Raw genomic sequence first — 15,429 nt, 5'->3', positions numbered from 1 at the left:
GTTGTTTTGGAGTTACACTTTACGTCGCAGATCACTGCAAAAAGTGGATTTACCCGAAGAAGCTCCGGAAACACAAGTTGTAACGGCCCCCGGCCTCATGGCTACGCAATCGTCAACGGTCGGCGTATTGACGCAGGCTACGCCTCCACTCTCAGAGCAACCGACTATTGCAGATCCTTTCACTGAACAACTCTCCATTACACAGCTTTCCACCACCCGTTCAAATGCAACCGTCATTGATCAGTTGAATCGAAATGATGAATTAAATAGTGGCGATGAACCCGAAACAATCCCCGTGAATAAAGTTCTAGTTGTGGAAGATAACCCTATCAACCAAAAGCTGTTGAATCGTCAACTGAGTTTATTGGGTGTGGATTCGGACCTGGCAAACAACGGCCATGAAGGTCTGCAGGCTTGGATGCAGACAAAGTATCCCCTGATTCTTACAGATTACAGCATGCCCGGTATGAATGGTTTGGAGTTGGCCGGGATGATTCGTGAAAAAGAAAAATCCGGTCAAGTGCGCACTGCCGTGGTTTTGGTCAGTGCAAATGTGATGGAGGAAATCGAGTTTAACAACGATGATCTTATTGATGACTTTATCAACAAACCTATTGAAATGGCTGTACTAAAACAGGTTTTGGAAACATATTTGCCCAAGGTTGGTGCTTCTTTTACAAGGCAAAGTATGGTACAGGAGAAAAAGATTGAATCCGAACAACACATCGATTATTCGGCATTGGAAGATGTGGTAGGAGTCGATTTTGGTATTCAGGAAGAGATATTTAAAATTTTCTTAAGTAACACGCCCAATACTTTGTGCGAGTTGCAAACAGCGATAGCGGGGCAATCTTCGCTTACTGCTAAGAAGCTGGCGCATAAGTTAAAATCCTCTGCCAAAGCAGTATGTGCCACTCAGTTAGCAAACAGTTGTGGTATTTCGGAGCGACAGTTGCAGTTGGAAAACTGGGATGCAGTGCGATTCAGTTTAGATCAATTGAAAATGGATTTTACAAAAACCGTGGAAAGCATTCAAAGCTATTTAAAAAACGGTGGCACGCAGATCAAAAAAGCAACTCCAAACCTGCCCACTGATTTGAACAGCGTCTTAATCATTGATGATGACGAAACAACGTTGAATCAAATTGCGGCGATACTCGGCGCATTGGGTGTTGATACTGTACATAAGGCCGCGTCTGGTCAGGATGCATTACGGTTACTGAATAACAGCAAAAAAATAGATATGCTCTTGTGTGATTTACAAATGCCTGGAATGGACGGTATCGAATTTCTACGTCATGTATCCAATAGAGATTATCGGGGTGGATTAATACTTATTAGTGGTGGTGACAAACGTGTGCTTCGTGCTGTTAGTGTATTGGCACAGGAACATAAGTTAAATATTCTGGGAGCACTGGCCAAACCGGTGACCATTTCCAGTATCTCGGATGTTTTAACAAAACAGGATCATTCAAGTGGCCACAGACCCGGTCCGCAAGCGCGCATCAATCCGAAAGATATTCGTAGAGCCATAGCTGCAAATGAATTCAAAGTATATTTTCAGCCAAAGGTGGTAATAGCAACACAGCAAACGGTTGGGTTTGAAGCTTTGCTACGCTGGCAACATCCGGTTTATGGCTTACTGGAACCCAAGAGCTTTATTAGTGTTGCAGAAGACAGTGGACAGATTGATGCGTTTACGCCTTTGATCATCAGTCATGCTTTACGGATGTGTAAAAAATGCGCTGCATTGGGGTGTGACATTAAAATATCCGTTAATCTATCTGTAGACTCATTAAACCGTTTAAGTTTACCGGAGGAATTTTCTAAATATCTGGAAAACGAAAACGTCGATAATTCGAATATTATTGTCGAGGTTACCGAGAGTCGTATTATGGGGGATATAACCGTACCTTTAGAGGTGCTGACAAGAATGCGACTAAAGGGTTTTGAGTTGTCTATCGATGATTTCGGAACGGGATATTCTACTTTAGAACAACTGAAACGAATTCCTTTTGTGGAGCTAAAAATCGATCGATCCTTTGTCACAGGGGCAACAAAAGATCAGGATGCGCGCGCAATATTGGAATCCAGCGTCAATTTGGCAAAAAGTTTACATCTGGCAGTAGTGGCAGAGGGTGTGGAAACGCATGACGATTATGAATTGGTTAAAGCCATGGGTTGCGACATTATCCAAGGGTATCTGATATCCGAGCCTCTGGATTTCACCTCGGCGGTTCGTTGGTTACAATCGCGGTCCCTACAGCAAAGCAAACAGCCTAACGGCGTGTTGCTGACGCATTGAAGGTTATAGTCCATGTTCTTAGTCAAGTTATTGCCAATCCCGTTCAGCATCGTGACCTTGCTGATTGTGGCTGTCAGTGCGGAACTCCAGGTCTGGGAACTGGTGTTGTTGGGCTTGAGTTTTCTGGCTTTGGGTTTGGTCGCCTACCGTAAAGAGAAACCTGCACCCATTCCCTCAGGTGAACAGGTTTCCAGTGAACTGGCACTGGAAATTCGATCAACGCTGCAATACATCAAGGCAATTACACAATCCGAATGGGTTCCCATAGCGGATTCTGTTAAGCAGATTCAAGGTGTCTCTCATGATGCGACGGGAAAATTGAATCGCAGTTTCAATGGTTTGAACGAAAAAACTGAGCTACAGAAGGGTTTGTTGAGCTCCATAATTGATCAATTGCAACCAAGTAACCCGGATGAGGAACAAATAACATTTGAAATGTTTGCAAAGAGAATTGCGGACACTTTGGGAAGCTATGTAGATATATTAGTGAATGTCAGTGACAAGGGAATACAAGCGGCCATAAAAATGGAAGATATGGTGAATCGGATGGACAGCATGTTTAAGTTGTTAAAAGATGTGCAAAATCTATCTGATCAGACTAACCTTTTAGCATTGAATGCCGCTATAGAAGCTGCCAGAGCAGGCGAGGCAGGACGCGGATTTGCTGTTGTGGCGGATGAGGTGCGAAATCTCTCGGTTCGATCACGAAATATCAATGGGCAAATTGAAAGCCAAACCGGACTGGTAAAGGCTACTTTGTATGAGGCCAGTGCAATCGTCGGTGAGGTTGCTTCCCTGGATATGAATCTGGCCATAAACGCCAAAGGTAACCTTGAGAATATGATCGAAGAGTTGGAGAAAATTAACAATTCGGTATCAGAGGCACTGGATAAGTCCTCGATTTTGGCTTCCGGGATACGCGAAGATGTTGGTATGGCGGTAACGGCCCTTCAGTTTGAAGATGCGGTGAATCAACTAACGCAATATGTTTTAGAACACGTAACGGAAATGATTGAAAAAATTGACAGTCTTCCGGATCAAATTCCATCGGTAGATTTGTTAGTACAGTTAAGGGAATTTAACGGCGTCTTAAACCGTTATACCCTAGGCATGAAAAAGAATCGGGCAGTTAGTGCATCTTGCATGGCTGAAGGTGATATTGATTTATTTTGACAGTGGAAGAAGATCATGAGTGTAAGAACCAATGTATCTGATGACGGCAAGATTCTGTCTATATTGGTAGACGGTAAATTCAATTTTAGCATTTTGTCTGAGTTTCGTAATGCTTATACTGGAGACTATGGGGCTATCAAGGATTATGTGGTGGATCTACGTGGTACCGATTCCATGGACAGCTCCGCTTTGGGAATGTTGTTGAATATGAAAAAACATGTGGACAAGAATGATAACGATATTAAAATTGTAAACTGCAAACCCGTGGTGAAGAAGATTTTGATGATTGCGCGGTTCGATAAAAAGTTTAACATTGAGTAATGTAAGAACACACTATCCATATGAACATTCTGGTTGTCGATGATACCCGCCTCAATCGAACGTTTCTCAAGAAAATACTAAGCAAAAAATACAATGTCATTGAGGCGGAAAACGGTCCTAAAGCCATAGAGATAGTACAAGAGCAGGATGTGGATTTGATCCTGATGGATATTATGATGCCTGGTATGGATGGCAGAACCTGCGCGTCGAAAATTAAACAATTGTCTGGTGACAACTACATCCCCATCATATTTGTAACCGCCCTTACCGCCGAAGAGACTTTATCAAAAGCCTTGGATTCCGGCGGTGATGACTTCATTAGTAAACCCGTCAATTTGGAACATTTAGAGTCAAAAATAGCTGCGCACCGTAGAATCCGTGAGCTTTATATCCAACTTCAGCATACCAATAAAAAGCTTTTAGAGAACAATATGCATTTGGAGCGAGAGCAGGAGTTGGTAACATACTTTTTTGATAATGCCTTGAGCCACAGCTATCAAAATCCGGATTGCGTTCGCCACCACATATCACCGCAATCGGCCTTTAACGGAGATGTCTTGTTTGTGGCGCGTCGGCCCATGGGGGGTATATATGCCATTTTGGGTGATTTTACCGGACACGGTCTATCTGCAGCCATGGGTACCGTGCCGGCAGCGCAGACATTCTACAATACCACCAAGCTCGGTCTTCCCATCAGTGAAATTGTTCGGGAGTTAAATAAACATTTATTCGATTTGTTACCTATTGAAATGTTTCTGGCGGCTGTTGCTGTGGAAATTGACGTCGCAAAACAGATTATGACTGTCTGGAGTGGCGCCATGCCCGCCGCCTATATTGTTAAACAAAAGCAATGTGAAATCATCCCAGTCCAGTCGCAGCACCTTCCTTTGGGGGTTGTTCCCGACGAAGAGTTTGATATGGCGGTACAATTGTTTGAACTCGATGGTGATGAAAAATTTTATGTTTTAACAGACGGTATTATTGAGGCCTGTAATGCTGACGATGATATGTATGGTGACCAACGCTTGCAGTCTATTTTCGAACAGTTTCATGAAGATGTCTTTGATCGAGTTCTTGGAGACTTAAAGAGCTTCAAGCAAGGTACAGATCAAGATGATGATATTTCTTTCCTGGAAATATCCATGGAACATTTACCGGAAGAATTCGATATAGACGAAAAACCTCAATATGTAAAACATGTACCCGTGAATTACCAGTTCCTGCTCAATACAAAAGAACTTAGAGAAAATGATGATCCGGTGACGGGAATCATCGATACCATTGCAGTTGTACCCAATATTCGTTTCAATCGCGATATCTTACACACCATATTGTCTGAGTTGTATGCCAATGCTCTGGAGCATGGTGTCCTGGAACTGGAAAGTGTTGACAAAAATACGGAAGAAGGGTTTTATCAATATTATGAAAATCGGCGTCAGCGTCTAAGCCAATTGGAGCATGGATGGATCAGAGTGTTGGTAGACTACATACCTGACCCTGACAAAGGAGATGAAGTGATTTTGCGTGTTCAGGACAGTGGTGGCGGTTTCAGGAGCAGCGGTTTGGCCGGGGTATACAGTGACCTACCTTCAGGGAGAGGTATAATGCTGGTTTCCAATGTATGTGAATCCATACAATACCTGGGGAGCGGTAATTTGGTGGAAGCTGTGTTCCGTTGCGCAGCCTGAATGAGGAGTATATTTCCGGGAGTCAAGTGACAGCGATAAAGAGGGCCGGCGATACGCCGACCCTTTTTCAATATAGCTTATTTAAATTTACTGATGTCAGCGTAGTAGGCTTTAGCGCCCTTTTTCATAAAGTAGTATTCTTTTATACCGTTGCGTTCCAAAGCATATTGTAACCAGCGTACTTGTTTACCTACCTCGTCGTAAATAAATAAGGCCTTCTTGGATGTTTTGGCTTTTTGGATAAACTTTTCCAATGCTTTCTGATCATCCAAGCTTACCCACCGCTCTTTACCGGGATAAAATCCGACACCGGCGCGTTGATATTTATCCCGGATATCCAGAACCATGGAGTTCTTGTCCATATCCAATATTTTTTGACTAAAAGCATCGGGAGAGAGCAAACGTGAAGAATATTTCTCCGCGCTGATCAAATCATTGGGACGAACCGGCGATTTACCCAATAATTCGGTTTTATTCGGTTGGGCCATGGCCCACTCAAATATTCCGGCATCAAAGGCGTGAACATCTTTGATACCGGCTTTTTGTGCTTGATCAGCTGCCAGGTAAGATTTATAACAGGTACGCCCGTTGCAATAGAATACCACCGGCTTATTGGAAGTGGCTTTGAGTTTTTTGATTTGTTCTACAAAGTCTTTTGCCGCAATAGGAATGTTGACTGCACCTTTGAGTTTTAATGTGTTGAACTCATAGCTGGAGCGGGTATCCACTACAGTGACTTGATCCAATTGATCATTGAGTTGACTCAGTTCCATTACTGGAACTTTAGGAAACTCCTTGCGACCGGGGAATTCCCCGGGTTTGGCCCACAGTTGTGTGGAAATAAGCGTGCATGCCAATGCAGCAGCTATCGCTACAGATGAAAACCGCATATAACTCCCCTATAAAACTCACGTTAATACTAAGATATTTTAGTTGCACCTGTATCGCCGTTTAAGGCAAAAGCTTTAGCAAAATATATTTAGTAACAGATCAAATTATGGAACTAAAAATATTGGCGGTATAATCCCACAATAGTAAAAAGGCAGAGGGGGAGTCCAGTGACAGCTGCGAAAAATTGTAACTTGCTGAATATTATTAATATATTGTGTGTTTTGGGTATAGTTGTCAGCATCACTATGGGTAAACACGCGACGGCAGCCAATTCCCCAAAGGCTTCCGGGCTCATGAGCGTTGAAGAAGGTGATGCCTATTTCGAGATGGGGTTATATCAACAAGCAATCCAGGCTTATGAAAAATCCCTTAAAAGCGATAAGACTACCTTTGGGAAACAACATCCGGCTTCGGTTCGGGATAATGTGAAACTGGCTAAAGCATGGGTCAAGTTGCAAAAGCTGGAAAAAGGTGTGGGTTATTACAAAACCGCCTTAAGTGGTGCTTTAGCGAGTTATCCCCATACCAGCCCTGTGATCCGTTCCATCCGCATAAACCTGGCGGACACTTTAATTGCTGCCAATCAGATTAAAGCCTCCACTAAAATCCTGGAAGATGTATTGGAACAAGACGTTCAAGAACTGGGTTGGAAGCACGTTCGTGTCGCGTATGATTGGAGACGATTGGGAGATGCTTGGTTGTTGGCCGGACAGTTCAAAACGGCGTTAGACTATTATGAAAAGGCCTTAGAAAGCAATATACGGCAATATGGTAGAAATCATGCTGAAGTCGCAGCCCGGATGAGCAATGTGGGCCAGGCATGGGGAAAAATCGGCAATTTCATTAAGTCTGTCGAGTTTTTTGAAAAAGCCGAACACATAAATGTACAAATCCTGGGGGATCGTCATCCGCAATTGGCGACAGATTGGAGTAATTTAGGTCAAGCCTGGCACGGTTTGGGGCATTATGATCGAGCAATCAATTTCTTTGACAAAGCCGTGGAGAATCTATTGTTTAACTATGGTAAGTCTCATGCTGCGGTGGCCGAAAACTGGCGTTTACTTGGGGTTTCCTGGACGAAAGTAGAGAAATTCAGCAAAGCCATGGATTATCTGAACAAAGCCTTGGACAGCCATAAAAAACTTCTGGGAGGGCAAAGTCTGGAAGTAGCCAGAGATGAGCAAGCGATAGCGGAAACCTTGTTTCAGGACGGTAAAGTCAGGAAAGCCATGGATTCAATGCGCAAAGCCAAATCCATTTATCAAGCAAAGTTAGGGGCAATGGATTCGACAACCATTCATGCGCAACAACGGTTGGACTTTTTTAATGGCCAACTTTAGAAAATTCCACGGTGAGTGCCCGCTGACATGTCATCTGTTTAGAAACCGGAATCGGTTTATTCGTTCAAACCGGCGATCAACACCACCGGTTCGCATTCTCTCTCGGGTTCCTATTTTTATTGTTTGACCCACTGAGTTTCGGAAAACAAATAGCGCGTATTGCCATCCAAGGACACCTTCTCGGTCATGGATGCGGTGCCTTTACCGGTTCGTACCGGTGTGTAAACACCATTGAACAGAATTTCGGATTGTTGTTTATTGGCATCATAGCGAGAATCGAAGTAGCCGTCTCCGTTTAGATCAAAGTAACGCAAATTCTCAATGGCAATGGTATACGTGGCGGCCTTGCCATTACCGTCTTTTTTCACGGTAAACTCACCAAAACCCCGAATATTGACTCCAAAACCCATATTGTCATCCATTTCATAAACAAGAACTTCATTATGTTCAAGGCGTAGGGGATAGTTACTGGTAGTACTATTTTCCGGGTGAGTGGCTGTTACGGATAACTGGCGCTGGTATTCCACATACTTTGAATTGGGGAATGTGATTTTTTTCCATTCCTTGCTAAAGTCCTTGGCCATCGCGGGTATGGCAAACAAAACGATAATTACACTGGCGACTAAACGCTTGGACATTGAAACCTACCTTTAATTTTTACTGTTGTATTGTGTGTTGTTCGGTGTTCGGTGTTCGGTGTTCGGTGTTCGGTGTTCGGTGTTCGGTGTTCGTTGTTCGTTGTTCGGTGTTGCATTCCCCCTCGCTCAGATTCTTCACCATTCGCAGGGCGTGATGTTTTCCTCCATAGTACCGAGGAATGATTTGGCAGGCACTGAAATTGTGAGACTGATAAAACTGAATCGCCTTAAGATTAGATGCCTTTACATTGGCCTGAAACTGAGGCAGTTGGTAACGTTGCGCGATCGAGAGCATATCCCCCAGTAAGACGCTGCCTATACCGCAGCGGCGTACCATCTGATGGACCGCCAGCAATTCCAATTGTGCTTCTTGCCCATCCAATCGCATTAACGCAAATCCCATTACCTCATCGCCGGCGTTCAGCGCCACCGTCATTCGGTGTGATTCGGATCCCATGCAGTATTCCAAGCGGTGTTCGCTCCATCCCAGGTCCCCATGGTTGTAGAATCCCTGGCTATAGAGGGCGAGGATGTCTGCAATATGTTGCAGTTGCGCAGTTACAATTCGAGGGTTCTGCATTGCGGGCTGTGAGTGACCGGTCCTGACATTTCCAATAGCGGGAATATTACGTCAAAGCGGACCGCGAATGAAGTTTTTGGTAGCGGATTTTCCTCTCAAACCAGCCAATGTGACGTTGACTTTACAGTTGCATGCCGTAAGTCATTGATATTAAGTGAGTAAAAACCTTTGGCGCGGCACTAATATTGCTTTCTACAAGAACTAGGGATTTTGAGTACATGGAAGCTACATATGGCTATAGCCCCAAGGGTTGACGTATTAAGGATCAAACCCACTGACATTCCTGCGCCTCCACAAAGCAGTATTGCTTTGATTCGCGCCTGTGACGATGCCAATGTGGCGTTTGAGCAATTGTGCCAATTGGTACAGGCCAGTCCTTCCTTGTCTGCGGAATTGCTCCGATTGGTAAATTCAGCCTGGTTTCAAACACCCCAAAAAATTGACACGGTTGCCAAAGCCATTAAGTTAATGGGACAACGTTCCTTGTTGAATGTTGTACTGTGCTTAACAGTGAAAAACTTGTTGCAACAAGATCCTGAGAGTTGGAAGCAAACGGCCGTACTTTGGGAGGATAGTGTTCGGCGCGCAGCGATTTGCCGTCTTTTGGCGCAGGAGGTGGGCGTGAATCCGGAGGAAGGTTTTACTGCCGGCTTATTGCAGGACTTTCCGTTTATCATGATGTTCTATGTGAATCCCACAATGCAGCAACACGTCCCAGGCTTGCGTGCCTGCGATCCGGATCAGCGCTTTGATCAGGAAGTCAGCTTGTTTGGAATGAGTCACGTTCAGGTAGCTGAACTGGTAACCATCCAATGGGGGTTGCCGGATAAACTTTCCGAATGTCTGGTGAATCATCATGAGGTGTTGGGTCACCAGGCTTCTGTAAACAGTAAAGTGTTGTATTGCGCCGACTGGATGTGCGCCGTGTTTGCTGCCGCGGAGCGTGGCAAGGTATTGGAGCAGTGTCGTAGCGTGTTGAAAGAATTTCTAAACCTGGATGCAGGCAGTGTCAATGAAATTCTGGAACAAGTACCACCACAGACAGAACGGGTGGCACAAATGATGGGATTGAAGCTGCCAGTGCAGGAAAGTTTTGAGGATATTCTGCGCCAAGCCAATTCACAGCTGGCGGAGGCCAATCTCACCTATCAGGAGCTAATGTGGGAACTGGAAGCGGCGATTCGGCAACGTGATCAATTGGCGACGGAATTGGCACAAGAACTGGAGTTGGCACGTGAGATCCAACAAAGCCTGCTACCTGCCGGCGACCATTGTTGTGTCAGCGGAGTTAACATTCCCGCAAAAGAATTGTCGGGTGATTTTTTTGATTTTTTCAGCTTAGAAGACGGTTCTGTTCTGTTCAATATGGGTGATGTTTCCGGTAAAGGAGTCAATGCGGCTTTGTTGATGGCTAAAACGAGCAGTTTGTTTCGTTGCCTTGGCAAACAATTTGGATCTTTGGATCAATTAATGGCGGTCATTAACCGGGAGATTGTGGAAACATCCGTGCGGGGAATGTTTGTGAGCATGGTTGCAGGCCGATACCATCCTCAGAGTGATCAACTGGAACTGGTTAATGCAGGCAGTCCTCCAGGCATTTTTTTTCCTATGGAGGGCCAAGTGCGTGTACTCGCTGCCCAGACCCCACCCTTGGGAATTAGCAATAGTGTGGAGTTTCACACAACCCGAATGAGCTTGAACGGTGGGGTTTTGTATTTTTTTTCAGACGGCTTTACCGAAACAGGAGATAAAGAGTCCGCTATGCTGGGGGTGGAGGGTGTCATCAAGCTCATTCGGACATTCTCCGGCTTGCCCGCCACGCAACGCTTACAGGCTTTAATCCAGCGGGTGCAAGAGGGTGCTGAGTTTGCAACCCGATTACGGGACGACATGACAATAATAGTATTGGAGAACAACTGTGGCAGTTAAACCCGTACTTCGGTTTCGGTGTGGTGCCGGTGCTGATCAGCTAAGACGAATACGCGAAGCGGCGGCGGCGAGTTTGCATAACATGGGCTGCGATAAGGAAACAACAGATCAAATCGTGTTAGCCATTAACGAAGCAAGTATGAATATTATCCAACACGCCTATGGTAATGCTTGTTCAACGCATCCCAGACCGGAACTGATTTTAGAGTTATTTTGGGAGGATGCCAGTGTCAAAGTGTTGTTAACCGACTTTGCTGATCCCGTCGATCCCAATTCCTTGCAACCGCGTCCCTTGGAGGATGTCAAGCCGGGTGGTTTGGGATTGCACTTTATTCGACAAGTGATGGATACGGTTGTTTTACAGCATCTACCGGATGCAAACGGTAATGTGTTGAGGATGGAAAAAACCTTGAAACGGAAACATGGGTAAGACATCAATGCAATATAAGGTAAATACCTTGGGTTCCTATTCCATTCTCTATCTCAGTGGAGATGTGGATTTGCAATATTCTCCTAAAGCCAGGCAGGACTTATTGGCATTGTTAAAAAACACCAAACGCGTATTGGTGGATTTGTCAGCCGTGGACTACATCGACAGTTCAGGGGTGGCGAGTCTTGTTGAAGCGTATCAAGTCGCCAATCAACACCAAGGCGCTTTTGCCTTAGTGGGGGTTAGTGACGCGGCCTTGCAGGTATTGCAGTTAGCGCGTTTGGATAAAGTGTTTGATATTTATGATACCGCGGACCAGGCGGCAGCTGCCAAGGGATAGGATGCAATGAAGCAAGCACTGATGCTTATGGGGCAACGCAGTATAGATGCGTTGCAGGAGTTCGGTTACGGAGTGGCATTGAGCGCAGAAATTATGTACTGGCTGTTGTTGGGAAAGCTGCAAAAACAAAGTGTTCGCATGGACACGGTGGTGGTCGAAGCCATGCAGATTGGCGTGAATGCTATATTGATTGCCTCTTTGTTGTGTTTCGCCGTGGGTGTTATGTTGGCAATTCAAGGGATTGAAACACTAAAGGTGTTTGGGGCCGAGTCTCAGGTCATATTGGGCATAACATTGTCGGTAACTCGGGAGTTTTCCCCTTTGATAGTAGGCATCTTGGTTGCGGGACGTTCCGGTTCGGCTATTGCCGCACGTGTTGGCAGTATGATGGAGTCTCAAGAGATTGATGCCTTAAGGGTTATGGGAATCAATCCGGTGCGGTTTTTGGCAGCACCTATTTTCCTGGCCATGTTGATTATGTTGCCATTGTTGACTGTGCTGGGTGATCTCATGGGGTTGTTAGGCGGAGCCGTGTTCACTTCACTGGAACTCCATATGAGCCTATATGCTTATGCGCTACGCACTCTGGATATTATGAGTGCGGATGATCTGTTCCAAGGATTAGTAAAAAGCACCGTATTTGCGTTCCTGATTGCGGTGGTTTCATTGAGCAATGGTTTTCAGGCTCGCGGCGGGGCAGAGGGCATAGGCCGGGTCACCACGCGTGCGGTGGTCATGTCCATCAGTTGTATTATCTTGGCGGACATGATGTTTACTTATTTACTAAACCACTAAATTGAAACGCTATACCGTGACTTGTACCCCAACAATGACCCCGACCGCCGCTGTGCAAATCAGCCATCTGGATGCCTACTACGGTGATCGAAAAATATTGAGCAATATCAATATGACGGTAAATACAGGTGAAGTCATGGTGATTATGGGCGGTAGCGGCTCCGGTAAGAGTACCTTATTGCGCCACTTGTTGGGACTGAATACCCCGGTTACGGGAGCCATCATGTTATTGGGTGAAGATATTACGAAACTCGATGCGGTAGGGATGATGGCTTTGCGCAAACAAATGGGTGTGGCATTTCAAGGTGGGGCTCTATTTGGTTCCATGACGGTAGCGGACAATGTGGAATTGCCCTTGCGAGAACACACCAATCTGGATCGAAAGACCATGCAAATTATGGCACGTATGAAACTGGAAGTGGTAAACATGGCGGGACACGAGCATTTGTTACCGGCACAGCTATCAGGCGGTATGGTTAAGAGAGTCGCCTTGGCGCGGGCCATCATAATGGACCCAAAATTGCTGTTCTTTGATGAACCCTCTGCCGGTTTGGATCCGGTGGTTGCGGCCGAATTGGATGATTTGATTTTAAAATTACGTGACGCCATGAAAATGACCATTATCGTGGTTACCCATGAATTGGACAGTGCCTTTAAAATAGCGGATAGAATCACCGTCTTGGATAGAGGTGTAATTCTTTGTAGCGGAACGGTAGAGGAGGTAAAGCGGTGTCCTGATGAACGGGTTCAGGCTTTACTGACCCGAACCCCTGCGAATGAGAATGTTGATGCAGCAGATTACATACACCGTTTGACCCGCTAACTTGTGCGGGAAACCGAATAGCGGACCAGGAAACACGGAGAGTGACCGAGCAGTGAAAAGGGACAATATTAATTATTTGGCCGTAGGCGGGTTTATGGTCTGTACGATGGCAGTGTTGCTGCTGGCACTGTATTTGGTGTCGGGTCGAAGTATGGATACCCGGTCTTACTCCGCAGTTTATTCAGACGTGGCCGGTGTGGGGGTCGGAACAGCGGTCACTTATGGGGGCTACGTGATTGGGCAGGTCGCCGAAGTGTCGCCGTTACGAGTATCCGGAAAAACGGCATTTAAGCTGGACTTGATTGTTAATTCCGATTGGCAAATTCCAAAAGACAGCGTTGCGTCCATATTTTCACCCGGATTGTTATCTGAAAAAACCATAAACATTGTCGAAGGTGTCGATAGTGAAGTATTGCAACCTGGGGAGATGTTAGCAACGCGTAAGAGCAGTGGTTTGTTTGATGCTATGGACGATGTGGCTTTGGAAATTAAAGATCTTTCGGAAAATGGCATACGACCCATGTTGCAAAACTTCAGCTATAGCGTAGAAAGAATCTCACGACGTTTGGATAGTGTGGGTAGTGAATTGGATGGGGGAGTTCCGCGCTTGGTAAAAAAAACCGATATGCTGTTATCCACGTTGAACAAAACTGCCGATACCTTGGCGCGGACCTTAAGTGAAACGAACCAAAAACATTTTTCCAATATATTAACGAATGCCGACCGCGCCAGTGCTCAGTTAAGAGAATTGTCCGTGTCGCTGGGGGTGAGTGCGCAAAAACTGGACTTGTTGCTGGACAAATCAGCCGGTACCGTTAGTGAAAACCAGGAAGATTTAAGGAAGTCTGTGCAGAACTTGAAAAAAATCGTGACCAGTATCGCCAAAACCGTAGATTCCGTGGTTTACAATTTGGATACCTCAAGTCGCAATATTAATGAGTTCAGTCGCCAGATTCGTCAAAATCCGGGGCTATTATTGGGTGGCAGTTCTCCGTCAGACCAAGCGGAGGCGCATCGATGAGACGATGGGCAGTAATGTTTCTGCTAAGTTGTATTGTGATGGGTTTACCGGGGTGTATGTCAGCCGGTTCCGTACCGGAAGACTATTATTATCGCTTGCCGGTAGTAAGAGCGGATAACAAAGTGGTTAACGGAGCGGATCGCATCGCAGGGAACTATGCGGCGCTGGTACTTCAAGGTAAACTGGCTGTACATCCTTTGGATATGAGCGGTATTTACCGGGAACGTTCCTTATTGTACGCCGACAGTTCCACACCTTTGGAGATTAGACGTTACTATTATCGCCACTGGATTAACGATCCGGTTTACTTGATTCAGGATCATATGGTGCAATATTTACAGACAACCGGAGTCGCCCTGCATGTGGGTCGATATTCCGAGGGAAAACGGTTTCAATACAGTCTGACGGGGCGCTTGTTGGGTTTTGAGCGTGTTGTGGGGGCAGGTCATCCCGAGGTGGTAGTGCGTTTGGAGCTGGAATTCCAGTCTGAAGCAGGGGCTGAACCCCATTTTGCTCCTTTGATTGAAACCTATGAGGAAAGAATAGGCGTAGAGGGTGAGTCTATGCATGCCACTGTGCACGCGTACTCCAAAGCCCTAGTGGGTATTTATCAACGATTTCTAATCAGCTTAATTACGTCGCAACAGGGAGCGACCGCAAAGCTTTGAACCATGTATCCGGCTCTGACTTAAGGTGAATTACTTATTTATCTCTCCCAAGGATTCAAGCTACCCGGCTTACTTGAGGCTGCGTTGGGAAATGCTGCGCAAGCCCTGGGGGCTGCCGCTGCAGAGTGCCGAAGATGAATTGGAGTCATTGGCCTGTCATGTGCTGGCACAACAGCAATCTTCAGCAATCGGCGTGGGACGGATTCATGCGATCAATGAAACTGAATGGCAGATTCGCTACATGGCTGTTTTGCCCGCATATCAAGGCCAGGGAATTGGCAGGCAGATCTTAAGCCTGCTGGAACACCATGCGCTAGAGCAGGGTGCAGAGCAGATATTGCTGCATGCCCGGGAAAAAGCCCTAGGATTCTATCAGCAGCAACAGTACCTTCTGGTAAAAAAGTCGCATGTTCTCTTCGGTGAAATTCAACACTACGAAATGTGTAAATCTTTACAGCGACCACGTCGGAAGGGAGATTAGGGTTTG

General features: G+C 45.7%; 15 protein-coding genes and 1 pseudogene. 13 read left to right on the top strand and 3 right to left on the bottom strand.

Features of this window, described 5'->3' with window-relative positions:
- The 4 genes and pseudogenes from OEY58_18320 to OEY58_18305 form a co-directional block, all read left to right on the top strand.
- Positions 1-2,305 (top strand): EAL domain-containing protein (locus OEY58_18320; protein MDH5327412.1); only part of this gene is annotated, 2,305 nt, incomplete at its 5' end.
- A gap of 525 nt (positions 2,306-2,830) precedes the next feature.
- Positions 2,831-3,478, top strand: a pseudogene (locus OEY58_18315) (methyl-accepting chemotaxis protein).
- A 15-nt stretch (positions 3,479-3,493) separates the two neighbouring features.
- Positions 3,494-3,799, top strand: coding sequence for an STAS domain-containing protein (locus OEY58_18310; protein MDH5327411.1), 306 nt, complete (start codon positions 3,494-3,496; stop codon positions 3,797-3,799).
- A 20-nt stretch (positions 3,800-3,819) separates the two neighbouring features.
- Positions 3,820-5,487 carry a SpoIIE family protein phosphatase gene (locus tag OEY58_18305; protein MDH5327410.1) on the top strand — a complete coding sequence of 556 codons (1,668 nt, stop codon included), beginning with the start codon at positions 3,820-3,822 and terminating at the stop codon, positions 5,485-5,487.
- A gap of 77 nt (positions 5,488-5,564) precedes the next feature.
- Here OEY58_18305 and OEY58_18300 read toward each other — a convergent pair whose 3' ends face one another.
- The gene (locus OEY58_18300; GenBank protein MDH5327409.1) at positions 5,565-6,377 is read right to left on the bottom strand and encodes a rhodanese-like domain-containing protein; all 813 of its coding nucleotides are present in this window, start codon (positions 6,375-6,377) and stop codon (positions 5,565-5,567) included.
- A gap of 168 nt (positions 6,378-6,545) precedes the next feature.
- On the opposite strand from OEY58_18300, the gene OEY58_18295 reads away from it, so the two are divergent.
- A complete protein-coding gene (locus OEY58_18295; protein ID MDH5327408.1) occupies positions 6,546-7,718 on the top strand; it encodes a tetratricopeptide repeat protein in 1,173 nt (390 codons plus the stop codon).
- A gap of 116 nt (positions 7,719-7,834) precedes the next feature.
- Here OEY58_18295 and OEY58_18290 read toward each other — a convergent pair whose 3' ends face one another.
- Together OEY58_18290 and OEY58_18285 are read right to left on the bottom strand one after the other, a co-directional pair.
- Entirely contained in the window at positions 7,835-8,356 is a 522-nt protein-coding gene (locus tag OEY58_18290; GenBank protein MDH5327407.1) for a hypothetical protein, read from the bottom strand.
- A gap of 19 nt (positions 8,357-8,375) precedes the next feature.
- Positions 8,376-8,936, bottom strand: a complete 561-nt coding sequence (locus tag OEY58_18285; GenBank protein MDH5327406.1) for a GNAT family N-acetyltransferase — start codon at positions 8,934-8,936, stop codon at positions 8,376-8,378.
- A gap of 231 nt (positions 8,937-9,167) precedes the next feature.
- Between OEY58_18285 and OEY58_18280 the strand changes: the two genes are divergently transcribed.
- From OEY58_18280 to OEY58_18245, 8 genes are all read left to right on the top strand, one after another.
- The gene (locus tag OEY58_18280; protein MDH5327405.1) at positions 9,168-10,865 is read left to right on the top strand and encodes an HDOD domain-containing protein; all 1,698 of its coding nucleotides are present in this window, start codon (positions 9,168-9,170) and stop codon (positions 10,863-10,865) included.
- A complete protein-coding gene (locus OEY58_18275; protein ID MDH5327404.1) occupies positions 10,855-11,295 on the top strand; it encodes an ATP-binding protein in 441 nt (146 codons plus the stop codon). The genes OEY58_18280 and OEY58_18275 overlap by 11 nt, the downstream gene beginning before the upstream one ends.
- 7 nt (positions 11,296-11,302) lie before the next feature.
- A complete protein-coding gene (locus OEY58_18270) occupies positions 11,303-11,635 on the top strand; it encodes an STAS domain-containing protein (protein MDH5327403.1) in 333 nt (110 codons plus the stop codon).
- A gap of 6 nt (positions 11,636-11,641) precedes the next feature.
- Positions 11,642-12,430 (top strand): ABC transporter permease, encoded by a 789-nt coding sequence (locus OEY58_18265; protein ID MDH5327402.1) that lies wholly within the window; start codon positions 11,642-11,644, stop codon positions 12,428-12,430.
- Positions 12,431-12,464: 34 nt separating this feature from the next.
- The gene (locus OEY58_18260) at positions 12,465-13,253 is read left to right on the top strand and encodes an ATP-binding cassette domain-containing protein (GenBank protein MDH5327401.1); all 789 of its coding nucleotides are present in this window, start codon (positions 12,465-12,467) and stop codon (positions 13,251-13,253) included.
- 94 nt (positions 13,254-13,347) lie between these two features.
- Entirely contained in the window at positions 13,348-14,274 is a 927-nt protein-coding gene (locus tag OEY58_18255) for an MlaD family protein (protein ID MDH5327400.1), read from the top strand.
- On the top strand, positions 14,271-14,942 hold the full coding sequence (locus OEY58_18250; protein MDH5327399.1) for a hypothetical protein: 672 nt from the start codon (positions 14,271-14,273) through the stop codon (positions 14,940-14,942). The genes OEY58_18255 and OEY58_18250 overlap by 4 nt, the downstream gene beginning before the upstream one ends.
- A 25-nt stretch (positions 14,943-14,967) precedes the next feature.
- Positions 14,968-15,423 carry a GNAT family N-acetyltransferase gene (locus OEY58_18245; protein MDH5327398.1) on the top strand — a complete coding sequence of 152 codons (456 nt, stop codon included), beginning with the start codon at positions 14,968-14,970 and terminating at the stop codon, positions 15,421-15,423.
- The last annotated feature ends 6 nt before the right edge of the window (positions 15,424-15,429 follow it).

The organism is Gammaproteobacteria bacterium (assembly GCA_029882975.1).
In the GTDB taxonomy this organism is placed as follows: domain Bacteria; phylum Pseudomonadota; class Gammaproteobacteria; order SZUA-152; family SZUA-152; genus JAJDNG01.
This window is presented reverse-complemented; position numbering and strand designations above follow the sequence as displayed.